General features: G+C 63.6%; 14 protein-coding genes. 9 read left to right on the top strand and 5 right to left on the bottom strand.

The window, feature by feature from the left end:
- Positions 1–185 precede the first annotated feature (185 nt).
- Both thpR and AAC071_RS16360 read right to left on the bottom strand, forming a co-directional pair.
- Positions 186–740 (bottom strand): RNA 2',3'-cyclic phosphodiesterase, encoded by a 555-nt coding sequence (gene thpR, locus AAC071_RS16365; protein ID WP_339834674.1) that lies wholly within the window; start codon positions 738–740, stop codon positions 186–188.
- A 207-nt stretch (positions 741–947) separates the two neighbouring features.
- Entirely contained in the window at positions 948–1,988 is a 1,041-nt protein-coding gene (locus tag AAC071_RS16360) for an NADP(H)-dependent aldo-keto reductase (protein WP_339834671.1), read from the bottom strand.
- A gap of 162 nt (positions 1,989–2,150) precedes the next feature.
- Here AAC071_RS16360 and AAC071_RS16355 point away from each other — a divergent pair, with 162 nt between their 5' ends.
- Together AAC071_RS16355 and AAC071_RS16350 are read left to right on the top strand one after the other, a co-directional pair.
- Positions 2,151–2,438, top strand: a complete 288-nt coding sequence (locus AAC071_RS16355) for a GIY-YIG nuclease family protein (protein WP_339834668.1) — start codon at positions 2,151–2,153, stop codon at positions 2,436–2,438.
- A gap of 215 nt (positions 2,439–2,653) precedes the next feature.
- Positions 2,654–3,475 carry a hypothetical protein gene (locus AAC071_RS16350; protein WP_339834665.1) on the top strand — a complete coding sequence of 274 codons (822 nt, stop codon included), beginning with the start codon at positions 2,654–2,656 and terminating at the stop codon, positions 3,473–3,475.
- A 16-nt stretch (positions 3,476–3,491) separates the two neighbouring features.
- On the opposite strand, the gene AAC071_RS16345 is transcribed toward AAC071_RS16350, so the two are convergent.
- Entirely contained in the window at positions 3,492–4,163 is a 672-nt protein-coding gene (locus AAC071_RS16345) for an arylesterase (RefSeq protein ID WP_339834662.1), read from the bottom strand.
- 84 nt (positions 4,164–4,247) lie between these two features.
- On the opposite strand from AAC071_RS16345, the gene AAC071_RS16340 reads away from it, so the two are divergent.
- The 3 genes from AAC071_RS16340 to AAC071_RS16330 all read left to right on the top strand — a co-directional run bounded on the left by AAC071_RS16340 (position 4,248) and on the right by AAC071_RS16330 (position 8,833).
- Complete coding sequence (locus AAC071_RS16340; RefSeq protein WP_339834660.1) at positions 4,248–4,943, top strand: ABC transporter ATP-binding protein; 696 nt, start codon at positions 4,248–4,250, stop codon at positions 4,941–4,943.
- Between the two features lie 229 nt (positions 4,944–5,172).
- Positions 5,173–7,740 (top strand): FtsX-like permease family protein, encoded by a 2,568-nt coding sequence (locus AAC071_RS16335; protein WP_339834657.1) that lies wholly within the window; start codon positions 5,173–5,175, stop codon positions 7,738–7,740.
- A gap of 334 nt (positions 7,741–8,074) precedes the next feature.
- Positions 8,075–8,833 carry a Bax inhibitor-1/YccA family protein gene (locus AAC071_RS16330; protein WP_339834655.1) on the top strand — a complete coding sequence of 253 codons (759 nt, stop codon included), beginning with the start codon at positions 8,075–8,077 and terminating at the stop codon, positions 8,831–8,833.
- Between the two features lie 74 nt (positions 8,834–8,907).
- Here AAC071_RS16330 and AAC071_RS16325 read toward each other — a convergent pair whose 3' ends face one another.
- On the bottom strand, positions 8,908–9,249 hold the full coding sequence (locus AAC071_RS16325) for a DUF2794 domain-containing protein (RefSeq protein ID WP_339834652.1): 342 nt from the start codon (positions 9,247–9,249) through the stop codon (positions 8,908–8,910).
- A gap of 575 nt (positions 9,250–9,824) precedes the next feature.
- Here AAC071_RS16325 and AAC071_RS16320 point away from each other — a divergent pair.
- Genes AAC071_RS16320 through AAC071_RS16305 form a run of 4 tightly spaced genes read left to right on the top strand, consistent with a single transcriptional unit; the run spans position 9,825 to position 14,652 of the window.
- A complete protein-coding gene (locus AAC071_RS16320) occupies positions 9,825–10,841 on the top strand; it encodes an ABC transporter ATP-binding protein (protein ID WP_339834649.1) in 1,017 nt (338 codons plus the stop codon).
- Positions 10,838–11,572 (top strand): ABC transporter permease subunit, encoded by a 735-nt coding sequence (locus tag AAC071_RS16315; protein ID WP_339834648.1) that lies wholly within the window; start codon positions 10,838–10,840, stop codon positions 11,570–11,572. Before AAC071_RS16320 ends, AAC071_RS16315 begins: the two co-directional genes overlap by 4 nt.
- 13 nt (positions 11,573–11,585) lie before the next feature.
- Positions 11,586–13,535 carry a Gldg family protein gene (locus AAC071_RS16310; protein WP_339834677.1) on the top strand — a complete coding sequence of 650 codons (1,950 nt, stop codon included), beginning with the start codon at positions 11,586–11,588 and terminating at the stop codon, positions 13,533–13,535.
- A gap of 4 nt (positions 13,536–13,539) precedes the next feature.
- Positions 13,540–14,652, top strand: a complete 1,113-nt coding sequence (locus AAC071_RS16305) for a DUF4340 domain-containing protein (RefSeq protein WP_339834646.1) — start codon at positions 13,540–13,542, stop codon at positions 14,650–14,652.
- Here AAC071_RS16305 and AAC071_RS16300 read toward each other — a convergent pair.
- Positions 14,649–15,164, bottom strand: coding sequence for a DUF1223 domain-containing protein (locus AAC071_RS16300; RefSeq protein ID WP_339834643.1), 516 nt, complete (start codon positions 15,162–15,164; stop codon positions 14,649–14,651). The two genes, AAC071_RS16305 and AAC071_RS16300, sit on opposite strands and share 4 nt — an antisense overlap.
- Between the last annotated feature and the right edge of the window lie 41 nt (positions 15,165–15,205).

The following is a 15,205-nucleotide window of genomic DNA, read 5'->3' as shown; positions in this document are numbered from 1 at the left end:
CCTTAAGCCCAAGCTGGTGTTGCACTTCGTTTGTGAACTCAGGGGGCCCACTCGCGGCGCCTCTTGCCGCAGCTTTTAATGGTGTGTGTCGGCGCCGACGCCACATGCGCTCGCCCTTGCCGAGGGAACCAATGGTTCCCGGCTTTCGCCGGGATGACACCTGAATTTGGAGCGAGCGCGGAACCTCACCCCTCGTCATCCTCCCACGCATTCTCCGGATAGCGCCGCTCGGCGACATAGGGCGCGCCGCCGCTGCCACCCTTTGCTGAAAACAGCGTAAAGCTCTCGACCGTGAAGCGCGGTGCGGCGAAGAGATTGTTGGCCTCGATATAGCGGCCGACATCCGTCGCGGCGACGCCGGCAAGCCGCGCCACCGTCACATGGGGATGGAACTTCCGCGTCTCGGGTTTCAGCCCGGCGCGGCGCATCGCGCTTTCATGGCGGCCCTGCAGGATGCGCAAGGGCTCCGACATTTTCACGCCCGCCCATAAGGCGTTCGGCCGCGCGGCGCCGAACTCGCCGACGCCTTCGAGTTCGACCTCGAAGGGTGTGAAGGGAATGAGCGCCAGCGCCGCGTCGATATCGGCCGCGATGTTTTCGGGCACGTCGCCGATGAAGCGCAGCGTGATGTGCAGATCGCCGCGCTCGATCCAGCGCGCACCTTCGAGCCCCTGCTGCAGGCGGCGAATTTTCTCGGCCACCTCGTCGGGAATTTCAAGCGCGGTGAAAAGGCGGATCATTTTGCCTCGCATTCCCACTTAACCGTCATGACCCGGACAAGCTCTCTGCTGTCCGATTCAACTCTCAATCCAAATTTAGTCGTCATGACCCGGCTTGTCCGGGTCATCCACGTCTTTCTTTTCTATCTTTCCGTGGCGCAAAGACGTGGATGGCCCGCATAAAGCGGGCCATGACGTGGAAGAGAGAATGAAAAATGGGCCGCCGGCTCAAGGCGCCGGGTTGGGCTGGTCGAGATGCACCGCCTCGATATCCTTTTCGAGTTCCTCGGTCCATTTCACCTCGGTGCTCGTCACCGCCAGCTTCAGCTGCTCCATCGTCGTCGCGCCGATGATGTTCGAGGTCACGAAGGGCCGCGTCGTCGCGAACTGGTTGGCCATCTGCGAGGCATCGAGCCCGTGCTTTCTCGCCACCGCCAGATAGGCCTCGATGGCGCGGTCGGTCTGCGGGCTCTCGTAGCGCTGCAAGCGGTTGAACAGCGCCTTGCGCGAACCCTCGGGCAGGGCGCCGTTCTGGTACTTGCCGGTCAGATAACCCTGCGCCAGCGGCGAATAGGCAAGCAGGCCGACCTGATCGCGATGGGCGATCTCCGAGCCGCCCAGCTCGAAGGTCCGGTTCAGCAGATTGTAGGCGTTCTGGATCGACTGTACCCGCGGCAGGCCTTTGGTCTCGGCGTGATGCAGGAATTTCATCGTGCCCCAGGGTGTCTCGTTGGAGAGCCCGATATGGCGCAGCTTGCCGGCTTTGACCGCTTCGTCCAGCGCTTCGAGAATTTCCTCGATCGGGTTCGATTTCCCGTCGATATGCTTGTAGCCGAGGCCGCCGAAAAGATTGATCGGACGGTCGGGCCAGTGCAGCTGGTAGAGATCGATATAATCCGTCTGCAGACGTTTCAGGCTCTTGTCGATCGCCTCGCGGATCTGCGCCTTGCTCTGCTCGGTGCCCGCGCCATTGTCGCGCAGCCATGTCATCGGGCTGCGCCCGGCAACCTTGGTCGCCAGGATCACCTTGTCGCGGTTCCCGCGCGCCTTGAACCATGTACCGATGATCTTCTCGGTCGCGCCTTGCGTCTCCGGCTTCGGCGGCACGGCATACATTTCCGAGGTGTCGAAGAAATTGATGCCCTGCGCGATGGCATAGTCCATCTGCGCGTGGCCTTCGGCTTCGGTGTTCTGCTGGCCCCAGGTCATGGTGCCGAGACAGATCGCGCTGACCTTCAGATCCGTGCGCCCAAGCTGGCGATATTCCATTGCCGTCCCCCCGTTGGTTTTTGAGTTGATGATTTATACAGGGGCCGGACCGCGCGAGTCACGCGGGGTGATCTCCGTTGTCTCTACACAACGTCGTCACCCCACCCAGAGATGTCATCCCGGCACTTGTTGCCGGGACCCAATCCACCTCACGGCGGATAGATGAGCTATTTCGTTTACATCCTCGCCAGCCGCAAGCACGGGACGCTTTACATCGGTGTCACAAACGACATCGCACGCCGCATCTTCGAACACCGCGAGGGCCTCGGCTTGAAGTTCGCGAAGAAGTACGGCGTTCATCGTCTGGTTTATGTGGAAGCCCTTGACGACATCCGGGTTGCGATCCAACGCGAGAGAACGATGAAAGAATGGCCGCGCGTCTGGAAAGTCCGTCAGATCGAGCGCGACAATCCCGAATGGGACGATCTGACTGACAAACTGAACCGATAGGCGAATGGGTCCCGGCAACGAGTGCCGGGATGACACCTTTGGGTGGGACAAAGGTCGAGTTCAGGCTTGGCAGATACGGACCGTAAGATGGTGAAGATGGGATCGCTAAATCACTAGAAACCGGCATGTCGTATCTTGGCAGCTTTCAGCTTTCTGTTTTCCTCCGGACAATGATAATGTTGATCCGTCACCGGTTGTCTTCAGGACATGAAGCTATGCTGCTCGAAACGAAACGAACATCTATGTCTATGCACACTGCCGCCGCGTTGGTAGCCATTTTGATTGCGACGGCCGTTCAGGGTTGTGTGGACGAAAGCTGGAGCGACGCGGAGAGGAAGAATGCTCAGTACATTATCTTAGCGGTTGAGGAAGCTCAGTCTGCAACCCGAATTAGCAATGCTGGTGCGCCTTTTTCGGAGATTTCTGCCTCCGACCTTGATGCTATGCGCGCGCATATGAAAAACGCCTACGACTATGCGCTTTTGGCGGAGAATGGCGCTCTCGATAAGGCGCACCCGGAACTGAGACAACATTGGGAGGAGGAAATGATACCCGGGTTGCGGTACCGGTTGGCCAATCTCGATGAAGGGGATGTCGCTGCCGAAATTGCAGGGCATCAGCTTCTCGACAGATTTGGCGACTGGTGGAATGCACACAAGCAGGAAATTCGTATTCCAGTTGAGCGCTCCAGAGACTCAAAGTTTCTCTTTCAGATCGCAGTTCTTACGCTGACATTCGGGTTTGGTATTGTGATCGTCTCATATGCGAGCTTTGCGGATGCGAGAGGCTGGCCAGTCGGAGCGTATTACCGCGACGGTGCATCACTGGTCATGATCCTTGGATTCTTCTCCGGCGTAGTTGGTTCCCCGCTTGCAGCACTCGTTTTTCTGCCTTGGTGGAGTGTTGTTGTCGTCGTGGTTACTGGATTTTTCGTAGGGTTAATCGTGACATTTCTATTCCGAAGCATGGTGCAGATCGTAGCGCCATTGGGCCTTGTTGTGGCGTGGGGCGCAGTGGCGCTCTATGCCATTATTTAGAGCTCTGCCACCCCCCTCAGTTCACCGCCTCATCCTTCCTCGCCTGCGCAATCAGCGCCTCGACCTCCGGCAAGATCCGCTCGACGATGACGCCGACGCCTTCCGCGGTCGGATGAATGCCGTCGCCGAGATTGAGATGGCGCTCGGCGGCGACGCCGTCGAGGAAGAAGGGATAGAGGATCAGATCGTGCGCCGCCGCCAGATCGGCATAGATCGTGTTGAAGGCGTCGCCGTATTCGGCGCCGAGATTGGGTGGCGCCAGCATGCCGGCCAGCAGCACCGGCAAGCCGCGCGCCTTCAGCCGCGTCACGATGGTTTCGAGATTTTCCCGCGTGACGCCGGGATCGATCGCCCGCAGTGCGTCATTGGCGCCCAGTTCGACGATCACCGCATCGGCTTCGGGTCCGACCGCCCAGTCGAGCCGTGCCAGGCCGCCCGATGTCGTGTCGCCCGAGACGCCGGCATTGGCGATCTTCACATTCTCGTGACCGGCCGCCTGCAGCGCCCGTTCGAGCTGGGTCGCGAAATCCTCGTCGGGGCCCAGCATGTAGCCGGCCGTCAGGCTGTCGCCCAGCGCCACAATGGTCAGCGCGCGCTCGCTGGCGCCTGCCGGCGCCAGCGAAAGCGCGGCGGCCACCAGCAGAGCCGGTAAAAGCTTGCAATAACGCATCGAAAAGCCATATCGCATCGAGTGTCTTTCTTTCCCGTCGCCGTTCCGGCCTATGCTGGCCGTCCGCTGCCCCCGCCTCACCATATAGAGAGCCCGTCGCCCTTGCCCAACAGCAACATCATCGAACTCGACGCCGTCCGCCTGACCCTGCCCAGCGCCGCCGGCCCGGTCAACATCCTGCGCGGCATCGATCTCGCCATTGCGCGCGGCGAGGCGGCGGGTCTGGTTGGCCCCTCGGGGTCGGGTAAGTCGACGCTTCTGATGGTGCTGGCCGGTCTCGAGCGGCCAAGCTCGGGCCGCATCCGCGCGGCAGGCGAGGATCTCACCGCGCTTGGCGAGGACGGCCTCGCGCGCTTCCGCCGCGACCGGGTCGGCATCGTCTTCCAGTCCTTCCATCTGATCCCGACCATGACCGCGCTCGAGAATGTCGCGATCCCGCTCGAATTTGCCGGCCGCGCCGATGCCTTCGAACGCGCCGAGGAAGAGCTGCGTCTTGTCGGGCTCGGCCACCGGCTGACCCATTATCCGGGTCAGCTCTCGGGCGGCGAGCAGCAGCGTGTGGCGCTGGCCCGCGCGGTCGCCGGCGATCCCGAAATCCTGCTCGCCGACGAACCGACCGGCAATCTCGACCAGGCGACCGGCGCCGAAATCATCGCGCTGATGTTCGATCTCCATGCGCGCAAGGGCACGACGCTGGTGCTGATCACCCATGACGAGGCGCTGGCCGCGCGCTGCGACCGCGTCATCCGGCTGCGCGACGGGCTGGTCGAGAGCATCGAGGCGGGGGTGGTGGCGTGAGAAAATTTGCAGTCGCCCACCTGTTCACCTCCCCCTTGCGGGGAGGTCGGGAAATTCGCGGGACGCGGATTTCGCGGGTGGGGGGCGCGACCCCACGGCATGGTTCTTCCGTTCCCGTTTGCACGGGCACCCCCACCCGAAACGCGTGCCGCGTTTCGACCTCCCCGCAAGGGGGAGGTGAAGGGCGCCGGCACGCGGCACTTCTGCCTGCGGGAGAGGAAGCCCGCGCATGAACAACGGCTCCACCTCCTTCGTTCTCGCCGCCCGTCTCGCACGGCGCGAGTTGCGCGGCGGCCTCAAGGGTTTTCGCGTCTTCATCGCCTGTCTGGCGCTGGGCGTTGCGGCGATTGCCGGCGTCGGTTCGGTCTCGACCGCGCTGACGCGCGGGCTGGCCGAGGGCGGCCAGGAAATTCTCGGCGGCGACGTCGCCATCCGCCTGATCCATCGCGCTGCCACGGCCGAGGAACTTGCCTTCATTTCGGCCGGCAATGCGGTCTCGGCAATGGCCGACATGCGTGCCATGGCGCGCGGTGCCGGTGCGCATGACGGTGCCGTGCGGGCGCAGACGCTGGTCGAGCTGAAGGCTGTCGACAATCTCTATCCGCTCTACGGCGCCATGGCGCTTCAGCCCGATATCGCGCTTGCCGAGGCGCTGGCCCTTCGCGACGGTCGCTGGGGGCTTGTCGTCGAGCCCAATCTGATGACGCGGCTCGGCGTCGCGGTCGGCGATCTCGTCCGCATCGGCGAGGCCGAACTCGAATTGCGCGCCGTGATCGAGCGCGAGCCCGACCGCGTCTCCGACGGCTTCGCGCTCGGTCCGCGCGCCATGATCGCGATGGAGGCGCTCGAGGCCACCGCGCTGGTGCAGCCCGGCAGTCTCGTCAGCTATCACTACCGCGTCCGGCTGCCCGCAGCGCAGCGTTCGCCGGCCGATATTGCCGGCTGGGTCGCCGGTCTCAACCAGCGCTTCCCCGATGCCGGCTGGCGGGTGCAGGATCGCAGCGACAGCGCGCCCGGCGTCAGGCGCTTCGTCGAGCGCGTGGCGCTGTTCCTCTCGCTGGTCGGCCTCACCGCGCTGGTCGTCGGCGGCGTCGGCGTCGCCAATGCGGTCAAGTCCTATCTCGACGGCAAGCGCACGGTCATCGCCACCTTCAAATGTCTCGGCGCGCCGGGCGCCCTGATCTTCCGGCTCTATCTGATGCAGGTGATGGCGCTGGCCGCGGTCGGCATTGTGCTCGGCCTCGTCATCGGTGGCGCCGCGCCCTTCATCGTCGATGCGGTGGCGGGAGGTGCGATCCCCATTCCGGCCGATCTCGGTCTCTACGGCGCGCCGCTGGTGCTGGCGGCCGCCTATGGCGTGCTGACGGCGCTGGCCTTCGCGATCTGGCCGCTGGCGCGTGCGCGCGAGGTGCCGGCAACCAGCCTCTTCCGCGATCTCGTCGCGCCGACGCGGCGTTTCCCGCGGCCGGCCTATGTCGCGGCGACGGCGGCTGCCTTGCTGGCGCTGGCCGGCATGGCGGTCGGTCTGGCCGAGGAGCCGGTCTTCGCGCTCTATTTCGTGGCCGGCGCCGCCGGCGTCTTTGTCGTTCTCTTCGGCGCCGCGCGCGGCATCATGGCGCTGGCGGCGCGTGCGCCCCGCGTCCGTTCGCCGGGCCTGCGTCTGGCGCTGGCCAATATCCACCGGCCCGGCGCGCCGACAACCGCGATCGTGCTGTCGCTCGGTCTCGGCCTGACGCTGCTGGTCACGGTGTCGCTGATCAACGGCAATCTGACCGGGCAGATCGCCAGCGAGCTGCTCGACCGGGCGCCGGCCTTCTTCTTCGTCGATGTGCAGCCCGACCAGATCGACGCGCTGGAGGAAATCGTCTCCGCCAGCGCCGGCGTCACCTCCTTCAACCGCGTGCCGATGCTCCGGGGACGGATCGCCGCGGTCAATGGTGTGCCGTCGGACCAGTTGACCGTGTCCTCCGACGTGCAATGGGCGCTGCGGGGCGACCGCGGCATCACCTATTCGGCCGCGCTTCCCGCCGGTTCGACGCTGGTGCGCGGCGAGTGGTGGCCGGAAGACTATGCCGGACCGCCGCTCGTTTCCTTCGGCGAGGATCTCGCGCTGGGCTTCGGCGTCGAGATCGGCGACACCATCACCGTCAATGTGCTGGGCCGCGAAATGTCGGCGACGATCGCCAATACGCGCGCCATCGACTGGTCCTCGCTCGGGATCAATTTCGTGCTGGTGTTCTCGCCCGGCGCCTTGTCGGCCGCGCCGCATACGGTGCTGGCGACCGTCGCCATGGAGGGCGGCGATGCGGCCGAGGAGGCGCTCGAACGCGATGTGACGACGCGCTTTCCCAACATCACCTCGGTGCGCGTCAAGGAGGCGCTCGAGGCGGTCAACGGGCTGCTCGAGAATTTCGCCATGGCGGTGCGCGCGACCGGCGCGGTCACGCTGGCGGCCGGCGTGCTGGTGCTGGCGGGCGCGATGGCGGCCGGCTTCTCGGCGCGGGTGCGCGATGCGGTGGTGCTGAAGGTTCTCGGCGCGACGACGGTGCGCATTCTCGGCATCTATGTCCGCGAATATGCGCTGCTCGGTCTCGCGACCGCGCTGGTCGCGGCGCTGGCCGGTTCGCTGGCGGGGTTCGCCGTCATCACGCTGCTGATGGAGATGCCCTGGCGCTTCCTGCCCGGCACGCTGGCGCTCACCGTGATCGGTGCGGCGCTGGTCACCGTCGCGCTCGGTCTTGCCGGCACCTGGCGGGCGCTGGCCGCGCCGGCGGCGCCGGTGCTCAGGGCCGATTGAGGGCCCCCGCGGCGCTTCCTGCCCCGAGGATAACTTCGGCGGGGATAACTTTTTTGCAGCGTCACGCTGCTCCCCCGCCGACAAGTTGAGGGATAAACCCGGGGACAAGTGGCGCGACAGACCCGGGGACAAGTCGGCCGCCGCGCCATATATGACAGTTTTTTGACAGTTCCGTGACAGAGGGGGGGTCCGCTGTCGCCGGTGCTGTCTGTCGAATGCCGGCTAAGCCCCGGAAAGCGTTACCCAATCTTCACGATAATCCCCCGGTTTCGCTTGAATTCCGGCAGAGCGCAGCCGATATTGAGCGCAGGCACACGCAGGAGGGTGCAGATACATGGCCAATTACGATCAGGAACGGCTCCATCAGGTCGAGCTCGGGCGGCGCGCCGACATGGCGATCGACGAGGGCCTTCGGAGCTATATGCTCAGTGTTTACAACTACATGGCGATGGCGCTCGCGCTGACCGGACTGGTCGCGCTGTTCGCCTATAACGCGGCTGTCGTTGAAACGCCGGCCGGTCTCGCCTTCAGCGAATTCGGTCAGGCGATCTATGCGAGCCCGCTGAAATGGGTCGTCATGCTGGCGCCGCTGGCCTTCATCTTCTTTCTGAGCTTTCGCGTCCAGGCCATGAGCCTGTTTGCGGTTCAGACCACGTTCTGGCTCTTTGCCGGCGTGATGGGCCTGTCGCTGTCGTCGATCTTCCTCGTCTATACGGGCGAGAGCATCACCACGACCTTCTTCGTGACGGCGGCCGCGTTCGGCTCGCTAAGCCTTTACGGCTACACGACAAAACGCGATCTGACCGGGATGGGCTCGTTCCTGTTCATGGGCCTGATCGGCGTCATCATCGCGATGGTCGTCAACCTGTTCCTGCAGAGCTCGGCGCTGCAATTCGCGGTTTCGGTGATCGGCGTTCTGGTCTTTGCCGGCCTCACCGCCTATGACACGCAGCGCATCAAGGGCATGTATTACGAAGGCGACAGCGTTGCCGCCTCGGGCAAGAAGGCCGTGATGGGCGCGCTCTCGCTCTATCTCGACTTCATCAACATGTTCATGTTCCTGCTGCAGTTCCTCGGCAGCCAGCGCAGCTGACGCGCCGAAAGAGCCCGTAAAAACAAGGCCCCGGCAGCGATGCCGGGGCCTTTGTTCCGGGTCTCCCTGCCGTCTCAGGCGTCGACCAGGCGCAGCGCGCGCTTCTCGAAAACCTTCAGCACCTGTCTCAGGTCATGGCCGCGCTTGACGATCAGGCCGGTCGCCGCCACCACTGCATAGGCGCCCTGTTTTCTGGCCAGTTTCGGGCGTTTTTCGATGCGGTAGAGCGGCATCTCGCTGGCGCGGCGGAAGACCGAGAAGATCGCCACATCGCGGAAACCCCCCATCGCATAGTCGCGCCATTCGCCTTCGGCGACCTTCCGTCCATAGACGGAAAGGATCGCGTCGAGCTCGCTGCGGTCGAAAAAGACCTCCGCCTCGCGTCGCGAGGGCAGGTAGTCGACACTGTCGGTCATGCGGCTGGCCGGTCCTCCATGCGGGCGGATCCCCTTGTTCTTCAAGCATGGCACAGGGCAGGCATCGGCGTCATCCGCTTGTTGTATTTTCGGCGGATTGCCTCGATTTTTTCCACCCCTGCGATTTTTTCGGAAACCACAATATTGCCTTTTTTCGGCCCTTGCGGGGCCACACTGGGCGGCCAGATTGGCAGCGTTGCCTCATCGGCCCGGTTCCTTTCGACGTTCCGGTTTCATCAGCCCCCCAGCCCCACCGGGATAGATTGGGGGAGCCGGGCCAACCCTTCCCCCGCCCCCCTGGGGGACATTCGAGGCAGCAGCACGTCCCAAGAGTGAAAGCTCCAGCCGTCCGGGTTCCCTCTCCCGGACGGCAAGCTTTTGCGTGGGCGACGCGCTGGCGCGGAAGATGAAACATCTTTCACTTGAAGGACTTGGCAGCCTGTCCTACACAGTCTGCCTGCTTGGGAGGCAGGCCGCGCGAAAGCTGCGGCGCAGTGGAAACGAAGTTGCCGCCGGCGCGTCCGGCCAGGGCAAGGGTTCCGGGGAGAGGCATCATCGGCCGGTCGGAAATGGAAATGGCGACGAAAGCTCCTTCCGCAGCAGCCGGCGAGGCCATGATCGTCATCGACGGCCTGACCAAGCATTTCGGCCCCTTCACAGCGGTCGACAATATCGGCTTCTCGGTCGCGCGCGGCGAAGTTCTGGGCTTTCTCGGGCCCAACGGCGCCGGCAAATCCACCACCATGAAAATGATCACCGGCTTTCTGGCGCCGAGCGCCGGCAGTGCGCGCATCTGCGGTCACGACATCGTCAAGGACACGCTGGCCGCGCAGCGCACCATCGGCTATCTGCCGGAAGGCGCGCCGGCCTATGGCGATATGACGCCCCGCGGTTTTCTGCGGTTTATTGCACGTGTGCGGCGTCTTTCCGGGGCGGAAGCACTGACGGCCATCGACCGCGCCGTCGAGGCGACCGAACTCGGCGCCGTGCTCGATCAGCCGATCGACACGCTGTCCAAGGGGTTCCGCCGCCGTGTCGGTCTTGCGCAATCGATCCTGCACAATCCGCCGGTTCTGATCATGGACGAACCGACCGATGGCCTTGATCCCAATCAGAAATTCGAAGTCCGCAAGCTGATCGGCCGCATGTCGGCCGAAAAAGCCATTATCATTTCGACGCATATCCTCGAAGAGGTCGATGCGATCTGCACCCGCGCGCTGATCATCGATCACGGCCGGGTGGTGGCCGACGGCACGCCGGCGGCACTGATGGCGCGCTCGCGCTATCACAACGCCGTTTCGCTGACGCTGAGCGGGCAGGCAACCGTTCAGATGGCCGAGAAACTCAAGGCGCTGCCCGGCATCGCCAGCATCGAAATCGCGCCGCGCGGGGCCGAGACCACTTTCACGCTCTTTCCGGTTGCTGCACGCGAAAGCGACACCTTGCTGGTCGATGCGGTGGCGCGGCTTGCGCGTGAGGAAAACTGGCCGGTTCGCGCCCTCTATGGCGAACCGGGCCGACTCGACGAAGTCTTTCGCAGCCTCACCCGGTCCGACACCGTTTCGCCGGCTGGAAAGAGAGACGCGGCATGAACGAACTTCTGGCCGTCTTTCGCCGTGAACTCGGTGGCTATTTCGCGACACCGCTCGCTTTCATCTTCATCGTGATCTTCCTGTTCACGATGGGCGCCTTCACCTTCTATCTGGGTGGCTATTACGAAAGCGGGCAGGCCGACCTGACGATCTTCTTCAACTTCCATCCCTGGCTCTATCTGTTTCTGATCCCGGCCATCTCGATGCGCCTCTGGGCGGAAGAGCGCCGCACGGGATCGATCGAATTGCTGTTGTCGCTGCCGGTGCCGCTGTGGGCAGCTGTCCTCGGCAAGTTTCTGGCGGCCTGGGCGTTTTCAGGACTGGCGCTCGCGCTCACATTCCCGATGTGGCTGACCGTCAATTATCTCGGCGATCCGGACAACGGCGTCATCCTTGCCGGCTATCTCGGCAGCTTCCTCATGGCCGGCGGCTATCTTGCGATCGGCTCCTGCCTTTCTGCGGTGACGCGCAATCAGGTGATCGCGTTCGTCGTGTCGGTGGCGGTCTGTTTCCTGTTCACGGTGTCGGGCCTTCCGATTGTCATCGACTTCTTCTCCGGCTGGGCACCACAGCAGATTCTCAACACGATCGCGTCCTTCTCGTTCCTGACGCATTTCAACGCCATTACACGCGGCGTCATCGATCTGCGCGACATCGTCTACTTTGCAACGCTGATCGGCGCCTGGCTGATTGCCTGCGGCATCGTGGTCGACATGAAGAAGGCGGGCTGAAGGCGTGACCGGTATGTTCAACCAGCAAATCAGCCGCTCGGCCTATCGTATCGTGATGCTGGTGCTGCTGGCGGTGCTTTTTCTCGCCGTCAATCTGTTCTCGAACATCGTCTTCCGCTCGGCACGGATCGACCTGACCGAGAATCGTCTCTACACATTGTCCGAAGGCACCGGCGAGGTCGTGGGCCAGATCGAGGAACCGATCACGCTGCGGTTCTTCTATTCGGAAAGGCTTGCCAACGACTATCCGCGCATCCGCACCTATGCGACCCATGTGCGCGATCTGCTGGAAGAAATTCGCAATCGCTCGAACGGACAGCTTCGCCTCGAAGTCATAGAGCCCGAGCCTTTCTCCGAGCAGGAAGACCTTGCCATGTCGCTCGGACTCAAGGGCGCGCCGACTGCAGGGGGCGACATCATCTATTTCGGGCTTGTCGGCACAAATGCGGTCGACGGGCTCGAAGCCATTCCATTCTTTACCGACGAGCGCGAGCAGTATCTGGAATATGACATTGCGCGGATGATCCAGAATCTGAGCCGGCCCACGCGCCCTGTACTTGGCATCGTCACCAATCTGCCGCTCGACACGGGAACAGGCGGGCTGATGTCCGCCATGCGCGGCGAGTCCCTTCCCTTCATGATCTATGAGGAACTGCGCGACCGTTTCGAGCTCGAATATCTCGAACAGCAGTTCCAGGTTGTGCCCGAGAAGGTCGAGGTTCTGATGATCGCGCATCCGCGTGAGCTCGATCCGGCGACGCTCTATGCCGTCGACCAGTTCGTCATGCGTGGCGGCCGCGTTCTGGCCTTCATCGATCCGCATTCTGAAGTCAGCCTGACCGCCGGACCGGACGGTCAACCGATCCGCGGCTATAGCGAGGCGTCCAATCTGGAGCCGCTGCTGAAGAGCTGGGGTGTCGACTACGACCCGACCAAGATCGTCGGCGACCGCGGGCTGGCGCAACGCGTGCAGACCGGGCTCGATGCCCGTCGCCAGGAAAGCGACTATGTGATCTGGCTCGCCGTGCAGCGCGACAATGTCGATGCTGAGGATATCGTGACCGCAGACGTGATGCGGCTCAATCTCGGTACGGTCGGTGCGCTGGCGCCGTCCGAAGGGGCGACGACGCACTTCACGCCGCTGGTGCGATCGTCGGACGATGCCCAACTCTATGATCTCGACTATGTGAAATCGGGGCCGCGACCCGACGATCTGCTGCGCCGTTTCGAGCCCACGGGCGCGCGCTATGTCATTGCAGCGCGCCTGTCCGGTCCCGTCACCAGTGCCTTCGACGGTCCTCCCGATGTCGAACTGGAAGCGCCGGAGGGTGCTGCGAGTCCGCGCCGGTCGCTGTCCAAGCCGGGGCCGCATCTGGCCCGGTCGGAGGGAGAGGCGAATATCATTCTTTTCGCCGACAGCGATATCTTCGACGATCGCTTCTGGGTCCAGACGCAGTCCTATCTCGGCGAGCGCGTGGCCCAGCCGATCGCCGACAATGCAAGTTTTGTCGTCTCGGCGATCGACAACCTGATGGGATCGAACGAACTTATTTCACTTCGCGCGCGTGCGCGTATCGACCGGCCGTTCACCGTCGTCGACGACTTGCGCCGGACCGCCGAACGCCGGTTCCTCGCGGAACAGGAGGCGCTTGAGCGCCGCATCTCCGAAACCGAACGGCGCCTGATCGAATTGCAGACAGAGGGCGCCGCAGGTCTTCCGGAAGACGCCGCTGCCGAAGCGCGTGTCGAAACCGAGATTCAGGCCTTCCGTGCCGAACTGCTCGACAGCCGCAAGAAGCTGCGCGACGTCCAGCGCAATCTGCGCCGTGAGATCGACGGGCTGGGCGCCCAGCTTCGTTTCATCAATGTCGGCCTTGTTCCCCTTCTGATCGCCGTCATCGCGCTTGGCGCCGCGATCCTGCGCTATCGCCGCCGCAAGGCGCGCGCGGAAAAGGGAGCCTGATCCGATGCCGGCATCGCTTCATTCGCTTTGGGAAAATCGGCCATTGCGCAATCTGGTGCTTCTGGCCGCGGCGACGGTTGTCGCCGTCATCGCCGCGGCAGTCGCCGTGGTGACCGACCGGAGCAGCGTCGAGACAAGTTTTGTCCCGCATCCGCTCTTTGCCGGCCTCGACACGCGGCTCGATCAGGTCGATCGCATCGTCTATACGGCCAGTCAGGGCATGCATGGCGTCAGCCGGGTTGTGATGCTGCGCAATACTGACGGTGTCTGGGGTGCCGAAGCGCGTGGTGGATATCCAGTCGATCCGGAGTTGATCAAGAAGACCTTGCTCGGGCTCGGTGACATGGAGGCCTATGAGCCGCGCACGGCCAATCCCGAGTGGCATCGCAATCTGGGTCTGATGCAGCCTGAGGATATCGGGTCGGCGATTCGGGTCGAACTCTTCCGCGGCGAGGAGCGGATGGCTGGGCTGCTTGTCGGCAAGGTCCCGGAACGCGCGGTCGACGTGCAGGGCGAGGGTCTCATTTATGTGCGGCGGGACGGCGAAGACCAGTCCTGGCTGGCGCGCGGCCGGCTGCCGCTGCTCAAGACCGTGACCGAGTGGCTCGATCCAACCTTTGTCGACATATCGCGCAATGAGCTGGCGCGTGTCACGCTTTGGGGCGGCACCGAAACTCCCGTCATCATCGAACGCGCCTCGAGAGACGAGAGCGATTTTTCCATCGTCAATATTCCGGCCGGGCGGATAACCCGCGGTGCGCCGGTCGTCAACGGTGTCGCGACCGCGATTTCCGGCAAGAGCTTCGACGATGTCGCGCCGGCGGATACGCTCGATCTTCCCGAAAATGCGCCTACCGTCTATTTCGATACATTCGACGGGGTGCGCCTGACCATGAGCATGGGCGGGCAGGGCGGGGCCCTGTGGGCCAAGTTCGCGGCCGAAGCCGATCCGGCACTCGCGGTGCCGGACGCCGATGCGGATGCCGCAGCAGCGCGTGCCGCCGAATTCAATGAGCGCCTCGGTGCGTGGGTCTACAAGCTGCCGCAGGATCTCGGCGGCCAGTTGACACAGACGATGGATCTTCTGACGCGCGAATCCGGACCTGCCGATCTCTAGCGCGTCGCGGGGCCTGCGGTAGCCGTCAGATCGATGCTTGCGGCGCCGAGAACGGGCCCGCCATCATGCGCCTGAAGCAGTGCTGCACAACCTTCATGGCCCTGTACCAGCAAATCCGCTTTCGGCAATGTCACGCTAGCAGCGGCTCCCTTCCACATGCCGATCGGCACCATCTCGCGAACGACATGCGCATAGGTCATGGTCTTGCCGCGATTTTCGCCGCGCCGAATCTCGACGACTTCTTCCCTTGAATAGCGCACAAGCCAGAGCGTGGCCGGGCGTTCCGGCGACTTGCCTGCGCCGACATGGAGCGTCAGCACGTCACCGTCGTCGGAGAAGTGCAGCGCGACCGGCAGCGGGGCGGCGCGCCGTTCGGCGATCCGGGCCTCGACCGATGCGCGATCGCTACCTACGTTCTCGAAAAGGCCATCGACGACGATCTGCGGCGTGTAGACGCCCGAAATGCCGAGTGACTGTACGTAGCTGCGCTGCCTTTTTGGATTCCTCTGCAAAAGAGAGTGGCATTTGGATTGTAGTGATGATTCCCTGTTTT

Origin of the sequence: uncultured Parvibaculum sp. (genome assembly GCF_963975745.1) — a bacterium.
Lineage (GTDB): Bacteria > Pseudomonadota > Alphaproteobacteria > Parvibaculales > Parvibaculaceae > Parvibaculum.
The sequence above is the reverse complement of the archived record's forward strand: the minus strand, read 5'-3'. Positions and strand labels throughout refer to the sequence as shown.